The sequence below is a fragment of the Microbacterium sp. 71-36 genome, assembly GCF_001898305.1.
Classification (GTDB): Bacteria; Actinomycetota; Actinomycetes; order Actinomycetales; family Microbacteriaceae; genus Microbacterium.
Genome location: NZ_MKTP01000001.1, coordinates 1,737,944 through 1,751,803, shown reverse-complemented (window position 1 = coordinate 1,751,803; position 13,860 = coordinate 1,737,944). Strand labels below are relative to the sequence as shown.

At 71.8% G+C, this 13,860-nt stretch carries 11 protein-coding genes; 6 read left to right on the top strand and 5 right to left on the bottom strand.

Annotated elements, in window-relative coordinates; translation table 11 throughout:
• Positions 1-56: 56 nt before the first annotated feature.
• Positions 57-635, top strand: a complete 579-nt coding sequence (locus BGO45_RS08285; protein ID WP_292692607.1) for a TetR/AcrR family transcriptional regulator — start codon at positions 57-59, stop codon at positions 633-635.
• A gap of 132 nt (positions 636-767) precedes the next feature.
• On the opposite strand, the gene BGO45_RS08280 is transcribed toward BGO45_RS08285, so the two are convergent.
• Together BGO45_RS08280 and BGO45_RS08275 are read right to left on the bottom strand one after the other, a co-directional pair.
• Positions 768-2,390: a polyketide antibiotic transporter gene (locus tag BGO45_RS08280; protein ID WP_292692604.1), complete on the bottom strand. Its 1,623-nt coding sequence runs from the start codon at positions 2,388-2,390 to the stop codon at positions 768-770.
• Positions 2,387-3,280, bottom strand: coding sequence for an ABC transporter ATP-binding protein (locus BGO45_RS08275; protein WP_292692601.1), 894 nt, complete (start codon positions 3,278-3,280; stop codon positions 2,387-2,389). The genes BGO45_RS08280 and BGO45_RS08275 overlap by 4 nt, the downstream gene beginning before the upstream one ends.
• Before the next feature lie 223 nt (positions 3,281-3,503).
• On the opposite strand from BGO45_RS08275, the gene BGO45_RS08270 reads away from it, so the two are divergent.
• On the top strand, positions 3,504-4,697 hold the full coding sequence (locus BGO45_RS08270) for a thiolase family protein (RefSeq protein WP_292692598.1): 1,194 nt from the start codon (positions 3,504-3,506) through the stop codon (positions 4,695-4,697).
• A 231-nt stretch (positions 4,698-4,928) separates the two neighbouring features.
• Here BGO45_RS08270 and BGO45_RS08265 read toward each other — a convergent pair whose 3' ends face one another.
• A complete protein-coding gene (locus tag BGO45_RS08265; RefSeq protein ID WP_292692596.1) occupies positions 4,929-8,420 on the bottom strand; it encodes a choice-of-anchor I family protein in 3,492 nt (1,163 codons plus the stop codon).
• 167 nt (positions 8,421-8,587) lie between these two features.
• On the opposite strand from BGO45_RS08265, the gene BGO45_RS08260 reads away from it, so the two are divergent.
• The 3 genes from BGO45_RS08260 (at position 8,588) to BGO45_RS08250 (ending at position 11,416) form a co-directional block, all read left to right on the top strand.
• Entirely contained in the window at positions 8,588-9,310 is a 723-nt protein-coding gene (locus tag BGO45_RS08260; RefSeq protein ID WP_292692593.1) for a VIT family protein, read from the top strand.
• 82 nt (positions 9,311-9,392) lie between these two features.
• Entirely contained in the window at positions 9,393-10,556 is a 1,164-nt protein-coding gene (locus tag BGO45_RS08255; protein ID WP_292692590.1) for an acyl-CoA dehydrogenase family protein, read from the top strand.
• Positions 10,557-10,627: 71 nt separating this feature from the next.
• Entirely contained in the window at positions 10,628-11,416 is a 789-nt protein-coding gene (locus tag BGO45_RS08250) for an enoyl-CoA hydratase-related protein (RefSeq protein ID WP_292692588.1), read from the top strand.
• Between the two features lie 12 nt (positions 11,417-11,428).
• On the opposite strand, the gene BGO45_RS08245 is transcribed toward BGO45_RS08250, so the two are convergent.
• The gene (locus BGO45_RS08245) at positions 11,429-11,956 is read right to left on the bottom strand and encodes a MarR family winged helix-turn-helix transcriptional regulator (protein ID WP_292692585.1); all 528 of its coding nucleotides are present in this window, start codon (positions 11,954-11,956) and stop codon (positions 11,429-11,431) included.
• Between the two features lie 135 nt (positions 11,957-12,091).
• On the opposite strand from BGO45_RS08245, the gene BGO45_RS08240 reads away from it, so the two are divergent.
• Entirely contained in the window at positions 12,092-13,057 is a 966-nt protein-coding gene (locus BGO45_RS08240) for a cytochrome b/b6 domain-containing protein (protein ID WP_292692582.1), read from the top strand.
• A gap of 208 nt (positions 13,058-13,265) precedes the next feature.
• Here the strand turns inward: BGO45_RS08240 and BGO45_RS08235 are convergent, their stop codons facing one another.
• Positions 13,266-13,844, bottom strand: a complete 579-nt coding sequence (locus BGO45_RS08235) for a TetR family transcriptional regulator (protein WP_292692579.1) — start codon at positions 13,842-13,844, stop codon at positions 13,266-13,268.
• Positions 13,845-13,860: the final 16 nt, after the last annotated feature.

Genomic DNA, 13,860 nt, shown 5'->3' with positions numbered 1-13,860 from the left:
TGGTTATTTTGTAACGACCGGTCTAATATAGACCCGGAACGGGAAGAAGGAAACCCATGGGCAGGATGCCGACATTCGACCGTCGCGCGGTGATCGACGCTGCGCGCGACGTGTTCTGGCAGCGCGGGTACGCCGAGGCCGGCATCACCGAACTCGAAGACGCGACCGGACTCACGCGGTCGAGCATCTACAACGCCTTCGGCAGCAAGCGCGGCCTCTTCGACGCGGTCCTCGCGGCGTATCTCGACGATGTCGTGCGCACGCGCCTGCGTCCTCTCGGCGGGGGAGACCCCGGCGCGCTCGAGGCGTACATCGAGGACATGCGCGCCGCCATCGAAGCCGACTCCCCGCGCGCGCGCCTCGGCTGCCTGCTGCTCAACGCCGGGTCGTCGCCGCTCGCGTCGGACGACGCCGAGGTCCGCACCCTCGTGTCGGGGTACGCCGCCGAGATGCGATCCGCGATCCGCGCGGCCGTGGCCGACCGGCGTCCCGACCTCGCCCCGGATGCCGTGGACTCCCTCTCCGCCGTGTGCGCGTCGCTCGTGGTGGCGGCGCTGACCCTCGCCCGCGCCGACCGCGACGCGGCCGTGGCGACGCTGGCATCCGTTCCGGCGACGCTGGAGTCCTGGGGGTAGCGGCCGGGTCCGCACCCCGCCTTGCCGCGCCGTTGGCCGCGAGACTGCATCCGCCTGACGTCTCCACTGCACGCTGCAGTGGTCTTGTCAGGTGCGTGCAGTCTCGGCATCCCGGGACGACCTCGCGACGCCTCACCGCTCCGGGGCGAGCTCTCGGCGCCGCGCCGCCGCCGCGAGCAGCGCGACCCCGGTGACCACCGCGACGGCGAGCCAGGTGCCGCCGCGGAGATCCAGGGAATCGCCGTCGATACGCGGCGCCGCGGCGAACGGTGAGGCGTGGACGGCGGCATCCGAGAGTCCGAGCAGTGGGCCGAACAGCCCCACCACGGTCGCGATGCCCACCAGCGCCCATCCGACCGGCAGCGACAGCCGGGGAGCGATCACGACGACCAGGGTCGCGACGATCACGAGCGTCAGAGCCGCGATCGCCTGCCCTGCCGCCGCCACGGCGGCATCCCGGATGAGATGCGTCTGCGAGGCGTCGGTCGTCAGCTGACCGACGGCGGCCCCCGCCGTCGCGGCGGCGAGGCACGACACCACCGCCAGGATCGCCACGGACAGGTACGCGCCGGCCCACCGGACCGGGCCGACGCCGGCCGCCCGTACGGGTTCGGCGAGACCTGCCGCCTCGTCCTGCCGTGCGCGGAGGACGGTCTGGATGCCGGCGCACGCGGCGAGCACTCCGGCCAGGGTGAAGAACACCTCGATGGCTCCCTGCGCGAGCGAGCCCTGAGACGCGAGGGACTGCAGCAGCGCCTGCACGGACGGGATCGTGTCGCCGATCTGCGAGATCGCGGATGCGAGGCGCGTCGACAGGACGCCCACGATCGCGCCGCCGACCGCCCACCCCAGGAGGGAGCTGCGGGCCTCGCGCCAGACCATCCCGATCGGACCCGAGAGGGCGACGCTCGCCACCGCACGCCCGCGGCGCGCCGGAAGCAGCGCACCGCCGACATCGCGGGCGCCCGACAGCACGAACGCGAGCGCAAGGGCGACGACGATCAGCCCGGCGAACGGAATGAGCCTGCCCGCCGCGTCGGAGTCGTACGGGCGCGTGTTCTCGGCCCACCCGAACGGCGACACCCACGCCAGCGGGGCGCTCGTCATCCGTTGCAGATCCCCGCTGGGCGTTCCGAGGGCATTGCCAAGTCCGCACGCGAGGTAGGACAGCAGCACGGCCCAGACGCCTATCGCGTTCGCCGTCCGTGCGGATGCCGCGAGCTGCGCTGCGACCAGTCCGACGCCGAGGAAAGCGATGCCCGTCAGCGCGGAGGCCGCCCCCATGAGGATGCTCCCGGACGCCGCGAACCCGATCGCGACGTAGGTCGTGGTCACGAGCGCGCCCAGAACGATGTTGGCCAGGATGCCGTGCACCACGGTCGCGGACAGCGGAACGGTCCGCGCCGCAGGGGTGGCCGCGATGAGCTCGGCGCGTCCGGCATCCTCGTCGCCGCGGGTGTGCCGCACGGCCAGGAACGTGCTCATCAGCGCGGCGAGCAGCGCGACGAACGGGAGGATGAGGAAAGCGGTGAACGCTGCTTCGTCGGTGCCCGACGGCAGGCCGCGGAACAGCAGCACCACGGGGTTCGCGACCGCGGTGGCCAGCAGCGTGGCGCGGTCGGCCTCGTCCGGGAACGTGCCGCGCACCCCGACCACCGCCGATGCGGCGAGCAGCAGGGCGCCGGCGATCCAGATCGTCAGCTGCACGGCATCCCGCCGCCATCGCGCACGCAGGAGCAGCCGGAACCCGGTCACGGCTGCGACCCGTAATGGCGGAGGAACAGCTCCTCGAGCGACGCCGGCTCCACGCGCAACGACTGGATCCCCAGTGCCCCGAGTGCGGGAAGGAGGGATGCCACCTCGGCGGTGTCGACGGTGAGGTGCACGCGCCCGTCCCGGCGCTGCACCTCGTGCGCGCCGGGCAGAGTCGGCAGGTCGCCGCCCGCGTCGGCGAACGAGACCTGCGTGCGGGTGAGGTGCCGGAGGTCGTCGAGCGTGCCGTCGTCGACGATGCGTCCGGCGCGGATGATGCTGACCCGATCGCAGACCTGCTCGACCTCCGAGAGGATGTGGCTGGACAACAGGACGGCCGCGCCACGCTCTCGCGCCCGCCGCACCTCGCGCTGGAAGACGACCTCCATGAGCGGATCGAGACCGCTCGTCGGCTCGTCCAGCACGAGCAGATCTGCCGGGACGGAGAACGCCGCGACCAGGGCCACCTTCTGCCGGTTGCCCTTCGAGTACGAGCGGCCCTTCTTGCGCGGGTCGAGGTCGAAGGCCTCGAGGAGTCGCGCCCGCTCGTCGCGGTAGGCGACGGAACGCCCGTCGCCGCGCAGCCGCGCGAGCAGGTCGATGGCTTCGCCGCCCGACAGCCCCGGCCATAGGTTCACGTCGCCGGGGACGTAGGCGATGCGTCGGTGCAACCGGGCCGCGTCGCGCCACGGGTCGTCGCCGAATACGGTCGCGGTTCCGCCGGTCGCGCGGGCCAGCCCGAGGAGGATCCGGATCGTCGTCGACTTCCCGGCACCGTTCGGGCCCAGGAAGCCGTGGATCTCCCCGGCTGTCACCTCGAGGTCGAGACCGTCGAGGGCGTTCGTGCGACCGTAGGACTTGCGCAGCCCCACCGTGCGGATCACCGCGTCCATGGGGCGGACACTACGCCGCGCGGCGGACCGTCGCCAGCCTTCCGCCGGTGCCGGGGTCGGCATCCGGTCGCGTGCTCGGCGGCGCCGCGCCGCGCCGCGAGACTGCATCCGCCTGACGTCTCCACTGCACGCTGCAGTGGTCTTGTCAGGTGCGTGCAGTCTCGGCGTTCCAGCGCGCTGCCCGTAGGCTGAACCCCTCACGACGCCGTGCACGGAGGCCAGGATGAACGCCGCAACCGGAACCCCGCCCCGCATCGTCCTCGTCGCGGGGGCGCGGACCCCGATCGGCTCCTTCGGCGGCGCGCTGTCCGGTGTCGATGCGCACGAGCTCGGCGCCGTCGCGGTGTCGGCGGCCCTCGAGCGTGCGGGTGTCCCGAAGGACGCCGTCGACGAAGTCGTCATGGGCTGCATCGCGCAGAACGGACCCGACGCCTACAACGCCCGTCGCGTCGCGCTCGCCGCGGGCCTGCCGACCCGGGTGCCCGCGTTCACCGTCAACCGCCTGTGCGGATCGGGTCTGCAGGCGATCTGGTCCGGCGCGCAGGAACTGCGCTGGGGCGGCGTCGACGTCGTCGTCGCGGGCGGCGACGAGAGCATGTCGCGCACGCCGTTCCTCGAGTACGGCGCCCGCGGCAACGCGCGGCTCGGCGACCGGCAACTCCTCGACGGCACGCTCGCGATCCTCACCGACCCGTTCAGCGGCCGGCACATGGGCACGACCGCCGAGACCGTGGCATCCCGGTACTCCGTCTCGCGGGCGGAGCAGGATGCTTTCGCCGTCGAGAGCCAGCGGAGGGCGGCCCTGGATGCCAGCCGGGCGGCGTTCGCCGAGGAGATCGTGCCCGTGTCCACCGGCGGAGAGCGGTCGGTCGAGGTCGCGACGGACGAGCACCCGCGCCCCGGCACGACCCTTGAGGTGCTCGCCGGGCTGCGGCCCGCGTTCGCCGCGGAGGGCTCCGTCACCGCGGGCAACTCCTCCGGGATCAACGACGGCGCGGCCGCGACCGTGCTGATGCGCGAGGACGACGTGCGGGAGCGTGGGCTCACTGGCCTCGCGACCCTGGAAGCCGTGACGACCGCGGGCGTCGACCCCGAGATCATGGGATACGCCCCCGTACTGGCGTTGCAGCGGCTCTGGGAACAGACCGGCCTGACCCCCGCGGACGTCGACGTGATCGAGCTGAACGAGGCGTTCGCGGCGCAGGCGGTGGCGGTGATCCGGGACGCGGGCCTGGATCCCGAGCGGGTCAATCCGTACGGCGGCGCGATCGCGCTCGGGCACCCGGTCGGGGCGACGGGGGCGATCCTGACGGTCCGCGCGGCCCTCGATCTGCAGCGTCGCGACCTCGAGTACGCGGTCGTGACGATGTGCATCGGCGGCGGTCAGGCCCTGGCGGCGCTGCTGCGGCGGTTCTGACCCCCGGGTCTCGGCCCTCACGCCGCGGGTCTCCGACCCCGGCCTCGGGCTTCGGCCGCGAACCGTCGTGCGGAGTCCGTCGGTGGCACGCCGGGTTTCGATGTGGTGCGGCGGCGTGTCGGTGAAGAACTCCGCGAGACGGTTCGGCGGGCGCTGGCGGTGGAGAACCCGCGACGAGTGGATGCCGAACGGCCCCCACCCCGAAGGATGAGGGCCGTTCCGAGGCCGAGGTCAGACGGTGCGGCGCTTGCGCAGGGCGAAGGCGAGACCGCCGGCGACCAGGAAGAACGCGCCGCCGAGGGCCAGGCCCCACGGCACTTCGGTGCCCGTCGTGGCCAGCGCGCCCGGTGACCCGGTGGCCGCGCTCGACGACGGCGCGGGGACCGGCGTGTTCGACGGGGCCGGGGTGGGCGTCGGGGTCGGGGTGGGCGTCGGGGTGGGCGTCGGCGTGGTGCCCTCGTCGATCGGCTGCGCGCCCTTCAGGTACGCGCGGCCGAGCGGCGACGGTGCGACCGTTCCCTTCGCGGCGAAGTACGCCACCGTGGCCTGCAGGTCGATCTGGCCCGAGTCCGCTTTGCCCGTGCCCTGGGCGAACGTGGTGAAGTTGTCGCCACCGGCCGCGAGGAACGAGTTCGTGACCACGCGGTAGGTCGCCGTGGGGTCGATGTCGGTGCCGTTGAGCGTGATCTTCAGGATGCGAGATCCTTCCGCCGCCGTCGGGTCGTACTCGAACGCGAAGCCTCTCGAGACTCCGAGGGCGAGAATCGGACGCGAGGCGCCGGCCGGCTGCCACTGCTGCTCGAGCACGGACTTGATCTGCGCGCCCGTCAGCGAGAGCGTGACCAGCGTGTTGCCGAAGGGCTGCACGTTCGCCACCTCGCGGTACGACATCGACCCGTTGTCGGCGCCGTAGAGCAGGTCGGCGCGCAGCCCGCCGGGGTTCATGAACGAGATCTGCGCGTCCTGGCCGTTGAACGACGGGTTCTCGCTCGTCGCCCACAGGTAGACGTCGGCGACGGTGTTGCCGAGCGTGGAGTAGGCGCCGCGGTCCTCGCCGCCCGAACCGTTCTTCGCCCGCGTGATGTCGGTCGTGATCCTGCCGACCTCGACCTGGCCCTTCACGTCGGCGGTGGCCTTGGCATCCGCCACGATCTGGGCGACCTGGGTCTGCGGGTACGCGATCCACTGCGAGACGGTGGAGTCGTACAGCGACCGGACGCCCGGCGTGATCGAGACGAGCTCCCCGGCGTCGTCGAGGTCGATGTCGAGCGTGCCGAGGTTGGTGCCGTACGACCCGGTCTGGATCACCGAACGGCCCCCGATCGTGCACGCGTACTTCTGGTGCGTGTGCGCCGAGACGATGGCATCCACGTCGGCGGACGCGCTGCGGACGACCTTGCCGAAGTCGCTCGACTCGGTCGCGATGGTCGCGCAGTCGGTGGTCTCCGAGCCGTCGTGCACCAGGAGGATGACGATGTCCGCGCCCGCCGCGCGCGCGTTCTTCGCCTCGCGGTTGGCCGCTTCGACCTCGTCGCCGAACTCGATCGTGTCGATCTTCGACGGGTCGACCATGCCCGCGGTCTGCGGAGTCACGGTGCCGACGAAGGCGACCTTCGTGCCGTCGACCTCCTTGATCGTGTAGGGCTTCAGGGCGGGGGTCTTGGTGCCCTTCTCGTACACGTTCGCGCCGAGTGCGAAGTCGCTGAGGTCGCCGGTGTTGTCGCCGTACGCGGGGATGACCCGGTCGGTGAGGTCGGCGAAGCCGCGGTCGAACTCGTGGTTGCCGACGGCGCTGACGTCGAGGCCGGCGGCCTTGAGTGCCGCGATGGTCGGGGTGTCCTGGTCGATGAACGACTCGAACGCGCTCGCGCCGATGTTGTCGCCGGCCGACACGAACAGCGTGTTCGGGTTCTGCTGGCGGTACTTCTCGACCGCGCCGGCGAGCACGCCCGCGCCCGCCACGCCACCGCTCTCCTGCAGCAGGCGGCCGTGGAAGTCGTTGATCGTGAGGATCTGCAGATCGGGCGTCTTCGGCTGCGTCGGGCGCACCTCGAACACCGTCGTCGACCCCGAGACCTCGTTGCCGGTGATGAGGAGCGGGATGCCGGTGGGCGAACGCAGCGCGGAGACGAAGGCGATCCCCTCGGGCCCGAGGTCGCCCGCGGCGGCGGTCTTGACGTCGGCGGAGGCGTCGCGGTTGTTCACGTACGTGACGTAGGCGGCGTTCTTCGGGTCGGTGACGTCGTAGACCATCACACCGCCCGCCCGCTCGAGGCCGATGAACGCGTAGGTGCGGCCGTCGATCACGCCGACCGTGACGTTCTCGGGCTCGGGGCCCTTGTCGTCGCTGCGGTCGTCGACGGTGTTATTGTCGTTCGAGACGTTGAACAGCTGCGGGGCGACCTCCTTGAGCTTCTGCTCGAACTGGTCGCCCGAGTCGAAGACGAGCGTGCCCGCGGTGTCCCAGATCGAGAACGAGCGGCCGCCGTACGCGTACAGCTCGCTGTAGCACCCGTCCGCGGTCGTTCCGAGGTCGGTGACGACCTTGAGGCGTCCGAGGTCGGCATCCGCCGAGCGCCCCGCGAGCGGCGACGTCGCGCAGATCGGGGCGAGGCCCTTCTTGCCGAGGTCCTTGATGCGCGCCTCGTCGATGAACGTGCCCCACTCGCGGCCGTCGCCCTCGTTCGCGGTGACGAGGTAGGTCGTCGCCTTGCCGCCGACGCTCGCCGAGTACGACGCGATGCCGTCGGGCATGTAGAGGCCCTTCAGCCCCGGGATCGACCGGATGTCGATCCCGCCGTCCTTGTCGCTGGTGTCGAGCGCGCTCGCGCCCCAGTCCTTGTAGCCGAGGGGCAGGATGCCGGTGACCTCGGCCTTGGCGAGGTCGACGGTCGCGACGGCATTCGCCTCCTGCAGCGTGACGTAGGCCACCGAGCCGTCGACGGTGATGTACTCGGGCTCGAGGTTGCGTGAGACGCGGTTCGCCGACAGCGGCGTGGAGCCCTGATCGGGGGCGGCGACGTCGGGGCCGAACACGCGCACTCTCGGGTCGAGCGTCTTCGAGCCGCCCTGCTCGAAAGCGCGGAATCCCGCGGTCTTGACCGCGCTCTGCGCGGGAGCGGTGCGAGTGGATGCCAGCGGCACGACGCTGATCGAGCCTTCGGGGTCGAGGGAGAAGTCGTCGGCCGGCTCGCCCTCGTTGGCGACGACGGCGTACGTCCCGTCCTTCGAGAACGTGACCATGTCGGGCAGAGCCCCGACGGTGACCTCGCCGAGCTCGGCGCTCGCGGCGTCGTCCTGGGTGGCGTCGAAGAACATCAGGTGACCGGGCGCGGTCTTGTCGTCGGCCTCGAAGGCCACGACGCCGAGGCCGTCGTCGCGGACGGCGATCGAGTTGGCGACGCCGTCCGACGCGATGTCGAACAGCTTCGTCGGGTTCTTCGGGTCGCTGTTGTCGAGCACGCTCACGGTGCCCGCCTGCGCGTTCACGACGAACAGCCGGTCGCGGTAGGCCTGCACGATCTCGGCGGCGGACTCCTTGTACACGTTCGTGTCGTAGGAGCCGACCGGGGTCAGCGCGATCGCGGCGCCGGGGGCGCTGTTCGAGATCGGCGACGGGACGATGGCGGCGGAGGCCGCCGTCGCGCTCGTGAGGGCGAGCGCGCACACCGCCGCGGTCGTCGCGGTGAACGCGACGGCGCGGCGAAGGAACGACGAAGGCATGGCTGTGTCCTCGGGTGTCGGGGGAGGGTCCGTGCGGGGGCGCGGATCCCCGCCACTCTGCCGACCGGCGGTGACGGTGGGGTGAACGGGGCGGGAAGGGACAGGGCGACGCGTCGCGATTCTCACCCGGTGATCCGACGCTGCGCGTGCGGGTATAGCCTGTTCGCGTGACCGATACCCCCGCTGGTGCCCACCCCGATGAACCGCACCGTCAAGGACTCGCCCAGCGTCTGAACTGGCTGCGCGCCGGCGTGCTCGGCGCCAACGACGGCATCGTGTCGACCGCCGCGGTCGTGGTCGGTGTCGCGGGGGCCACGAGCGAGGTCGGGCCGGTGCTCATCGCGGGCCTCGCCGCCCTCGTCGGAGGTGCGATCTCGATGGCGCTCGGCGAGTACGTGTCGGTGTCGAGCCAGCGCGACAGCGAGCACGCGCTCATCCAGAAGGAGCGCCGCGAGCTCGCCGAAGACCCCGAGGCGGAGCTGGCCGAGCTCGTGGGCCTGTACGAGGCTCAGGGTCTCAGCCGCGAGACGGCGACGCGCGTGGCGACCGAGCTCACGGCATCCGATGCTCTGAAGGCCCACCTCGCCGTCGAGCTGAACATCGACGCCGACGACGTGGTGAGCCCGTGGGCCGCGGCGATCGCGTCGGCGGTGGCGTTCACGGTCGGCGCGATCCTGCCGATGCTGACGATCCTCCTCGCGCCGGTCGAGGTGCGCGTGCCGCTCACGTTCGTCGCCGTGCTCATCGCCCTGGCCGTCACGGGCTATCTGGCCGCCTGGATCGGCGGTGCGCGCCGTGGCCGTGCGATCCTGCGGACGGTCATCGGCGGGGCGCTCGCCCTCGGGGCGACGTACGCGGTCGGCGCGCTGTTCGGGGTCGCCGCGGGCTGATTCTTCCGTCTCCTAGTAATTACAAGGACGTCCAACTAAAATCGCTCTCGCGACGACGCCGTCGCCGAAGAAGGAGAGCCGCATGGACGCCACCCCTGCCCCCGCGCTCGACGCCCTGACCGCCGACGACCGCGCCGCCATCCTCGACGCCGTCCGCGAGTTCGCCGCGACCGAGCTGACGCCCCACGCCCAGGAGTGGGATGCCGCGAAGCACTTCCCGCGCGACGTGCTGCGCCGCGCCGGCGAACTGGGTCTCGGGGGTGTGTGCGTCCGCGAGGAGTCCGGGGGTGCGGGCTTCCCCCGCCGCTTCGCGGTGGAGATCTTCGAGGAACTGGCCGCGGGCGACCCGACGGTCACCGCCTACCTGACGATCCACAACATGGTCGCGTGGATGATCGACGCCTACGGCGACGACACCCAGCGCGAGCGGTGGCTCCCGGGTCTCGTCGCGATGGACGACCTCGGGGCGTACTGCCTCACTGAACCCGGGGCGGGATCGGATGCCGCCGCGATCACCGCTTCGGCCATCCGGCACGGCGACGCGTACGTGCTCACGGGCGTCAAGCAGTTCATCTCGGGCGCGGGCGAGGCATCCGTCTACGTCGTCATGGCCCGGACCGGCGAGCCGGGCGCGCGCGGGATCAGCGCGTTCCTCGTACCGGCGGATGCGGCGGGACTGTCGTTCGGGCCGAACGAGAAGAAGATGGGCTGGAACGCCCAGCCCACCCGGCAGGTCGTGCTCGACGAGGTGCGTGTTCCCGCCGGGAACCTCCTCGGCGGCGAGGGGCGCGGCTTCGGCATCGCGATGGCGGCGCTCAACGGCGGTCGTCTGAACATCGCCGCGTGCTCGCTCGGCGGGGCGCGCTGGGCCATGGAACGCGCGGTCGCCTACGTGCACGAGCGATTCACGTTCGGCGACCCGCTGGCCGAGAAGCAGTCGGTCGTGTTCGCCGTCGCCGACATGGCCACCGAGCTGGAGGCGGCCCGACTCCTCGTCCACTCGGCGGCGGAGCACCTGGATGCCAAGGAACCCGACGCCGCGACCCGCTGCGCGATGGCCAAGCGCCTCGCGACCGACGTCGGCCTCCGCGTCGCGAACGAGGCCCTGCAACTGCACGGCGGCTACGGCTACCTGCAGGACTACGGCATCGAGAAGGTCGTCCGCGACCTGCGCGTGCACCAGATCCTCGAGGGGACGAACGAGATCATGCGGCTCATCGTCGGGCGGAGCGTACTGGCGGCCTGAGGACCGGAACCCCCTCGGCGATGTCAGGGGAGCGTGCGACGATGCCGGGAGGACACCACGAGGGGAGCGGCATGGCCGATCACACCGCCGAGTACGAGACGATCCGGGTCGAGCAGCGCGGGCGGGTGGGGTGGATCACCCTCGACCGGCCCGAGGCGCTGAACGCGCTGGACACGCGGTCGATGACCGAGGTGGTGGCCGCGGCGACCGCCTTCGATGACGCCCCCGATGTCGGGGCGATCGTGGTCACCGGCTCCGAGAAGGCGTTCGCCGCGGGAGCCGACATCAAAGAGATGGAGGGGAAGTCGGGGCTCGACATGACCCTCAGCGACCACTTCGGGGCGTGGAGCCGCTTCGCCGCGGTGCGGACGCCGGTGATCGCGGCGGTGTCCGGCTACGCCCTCGGCGGCGGGTGCGAGCTGGCGCTCATGTGCGACATCATCCTGGCGTCCGACCGCGCGAAGTTCGGACAGCCTGAGGTGCAGCTCGGGGTCATCCCCGGCATGGGCGGCACGCAGCGGCTCGTGCGCGCGCTCGGGTACTACAAGGCCGCCGAGATGGTGCTGACCGGCCGCATGATCGACGCGGCCGAGGCCGAGCGGGTCGGGCTCGTGTCGCGGGTCGTCCCCGCCGCCGACCTCCTCGACGAAGCGGATGCCGTGGCCCGCACGATCGCCGAGAAGCCGCTGCCCGCGCTGTACGCGGCCAAGGCCGCGCTCGACGTCGCCCTGGAGTCCACTCTCGCCGAGGGGCTGCGGTTCGAACGGCAGGCGTTCTTCGCGCTGTTCGACACCGCCGACCAGAAGGAGGGCATGGCGGCGTTCCGCGAGAAGCGGGCGCCGAACTTCACGCACCGCTGAGCACAGCCCGCGCTAGAGCGGGTCGGGCACGGGCGTCGGGTCGGCGAAATCGCCCGCCGCCTTCCGGAACCGGGCGATGATCCGCACGAGTTCGGTCGCGTCCTCGGGGGCGAGACCGGGGTCGCGGAAGACGGTGTTCAACGCCTCCGTCGCGTCGTCGACGCGCTGCCGGCCGGCATCCGTGAGGACCAGAAGCGCCGCACGCCCGTCGCTCGGGTGGGGCTCGCGCGTCAGCAGGCCGTCGCGGGCGAGACGTTCCACCGTGTTCGTGACGCTGGTGGGGTGCACCTGCAGGCGTGCGATCGCGCTGGCCATCGGCATCCGACCCTCGCGCGTGAACGCGAGCAGCCGCAGCATCTCGAAGCGCGAGAACGACAGGTCCAGCGGTTTGAGGGCGTGCTCGATGGATGCCGTGAGCAGTTGGTGCGCGCGGATCACCGACGTCACCACCGTCATGCCGTCGGCGGCGTCGTCCCAGCCGTGCGCGATCCACTGGCGCTTGGCTTCGGCGATCGGGTCGACCGGTAGGCGTCTCGGCATCCGTCCTCCTTCCGCCTCACCGTACCGGCCTACCATCCCGCGGGGCGGCGACCAAGCGCGTCGTGCGCGCGGTCGAAGGACAGCCGGTTTCGGTATCGTCGGGAGGTCAGTCCTCGCTCCGGCCCGAAGAAGTAGATGGCGTCCACATCCCGCACCCCGCAGCGCGGGCCGTCGCGCGTCTTCGGCGCGCTCACGCCCGCGCAGTGGATCGGATCGGTGCTGCTGCTGGGCGCCGCGGCGCTGGTCGTCGCCGTCTTCGTCGTGCTGATCGCGCGGGTGCTCGTGTCGCTCGGGCCCGTCCGGGCGTTCATCGACGTCTACCCGGGGTCGTACGAGCTCCCCGCGGCGGCGCCCGTCGGCATCCCTGCCTGGCTCGGCTGGCAGCACTTCCTCAACAGCCTGTTCCTGCTGCTCGTCATCCGCTCGGGCCTGCAGTTCCGTCGGCAGAAGCGACCGGATGCCTTCTGGTCGCCGCGGGGGAACAAGCGGCGCCGCATCAGCCTCGCGCTCTGGTTCCATCAGGCGATCGACGTGCTGTGGATCGCCAACGGCGTGGTATACATCGTGCTGCTGTTCGCGACCGGGCAGTGGATGCGGGTCGTGCCCACGTCGTGGGACGTGTTCCCGAACGCGGTGTCCGCGGCGCTGCAGTACGCGGCGCTGGACTGGCCGACCGAGAACGGCTGGGTGAACTACAACGCCCTGCAACAGCTCTCGTACTTCGCGATCACCTTCGTCGCGGCGCCGCTGGCCATCGCCACGGGCGTGCGGCTGTCGGGGGTCTGGCCGAAGGACGCTCCCCGTCTGAACCGGGTCGTGTCGGCGGAGTGGGCGCGTCGCATCCACTTCCCCGTGATGCTGTTCTTCGTCGCGTTCATCGCGGTGCACGTGTTCCTCGTCCTCGCCACGGGAGCCCTCCGCAACCTGAACCACATGTACGCCGCTCGCGGAGCCGTCGACCCCGACGCCTTCGGCGCCGACCCGACCGGGCTGCTGCTGTTCGCGGCATCCCTGCTGGTGATGGCCGCGGCGTGGATCGCCGCGCGCCCCGCGCTGCTGATCCCGCTGGCGCGCCTGTTCGGCGACGTGAAGCAGCGCTGACGGACGTGTGCCGCCGTCGTGCCGGCGGGGCGTGTGTACGGCGGGCGTGTGCCGTGTTGTCTTTGCCGGCGGGGCATGTGCCGTGTGGCGGAGTTCGTGGGCGACGCGCCGGTAGGGGATGCCGTGGGGCGGCGTGTCGCGGAGGGACTCCGCGGGACGGTTCGGCGGCGGGGTGATTCTGCGGTCACACGCCGCGGGGCGGAGGTGCCTATGCCGGCCGGGCCCCGGCCGCGGCGTGCAGGCCGCGGTGGATGAGGTCGACGCCGAAGGCGAAGTCGGCGTCGGGGACGTGGCCCGCACCGGGGGCGACGACGCCGACGCTGTCGTACTGCAGCCGCTGCTGCTCGTGCCAGACGTGGCCGAGCACGAAGTGCAGCAGGGTGGTCGCGGCGCGGGACGCGACATCCGGCGCGAAGCCCTCGGCGGCGACGGCGTCCGTCAGACGGTCGAGCGCGGTGGACGAGCCGAGGCCGAGCGCGAGGGTGCTGGAGACCACCTCGGCACCGTCGCGGTAGGCGAGCAGGGCGTCGCGCAGCGCGCGGGCCTCGGCGACCACGCCCGATCCACGCAGGAGGGATGCCGCCTGCCCGACGATCCGGTCCGACAGCTCCGCGAGCAATGACTGCTTGTTCGGGAAGTGCCAGTACAACGCGCTCGGCTGCACGTCGAGCCGGGTCGCGAGCCGACGCATCGTGAGGTCGGCGAGACCGTCGTCGTCGAGGATGCGCAGGGCCGTGCGCGCGACGTCGTCGGTGGAGTGGCCGCGGCTGCGTCCGGAAGGAGTCACGGATCTGACTATAGTG

Bases quoted from the DNA above. Each gene is read 5' to 3' on its own strand.
- BGO45_RS08285 (WP_292692607.1), top strand. From the start codon at position 57: ATGGGCAGGATGCCGACATTCGACCGTCGCGCGGTGATCGACGCTGCG.
- BGO45_RS08275 (WP_292692601.1), bottom strand. From the start codon at position 3,280: ATGGACGCGGTGATCCGCACGGTGGGGCTGCGCAAGTCCTACGGTCGC.
- BGO45_RS08270 (WP_292692598.1), top strand. From the start codon at position 3,504: ATGAACGCCGCAACCGGAACCCCGCCCCGCATCGTCCTCGTCGCGGGG.
- BGO45_RS08265 (WP_292692596.1), bottom strand. From the start codon at position 8,420: ATGCCTTCGTCGTTCCTTCGCCGCGCCGTCGCGTTCACCGCGACGACC.
- BGO45_RS08255 (WP_292692590.1), top strand. From the start codon at position 9,393: ATGGACGCCACCCCTGCCCCCGCGCTCGACGCCCTGACCGCCGACGAC.
- BGO45_RS08250 (WP_292692588.1), top strand. From the start codon at position 10,628: ATGGCCGATCACACCGCCGAGTACGAGACGATCCGGGTCGAGCAGCGC.
- BGO45_RS08245 (WP_292692585.1), bottom strand. From the start codon at position 11,956: ATGCCGAGACGCCTACCGGTCGACCCGATCGCCGAAGCCAAGCGCCAG.
- BGO45_RS08240 (WP_292692582.1), top strand. From the start codon at position 12,092: ATGGCGTCCACATCCCGCACCCCGCAGCGCGGGCCGTCGCGCGTCTTC.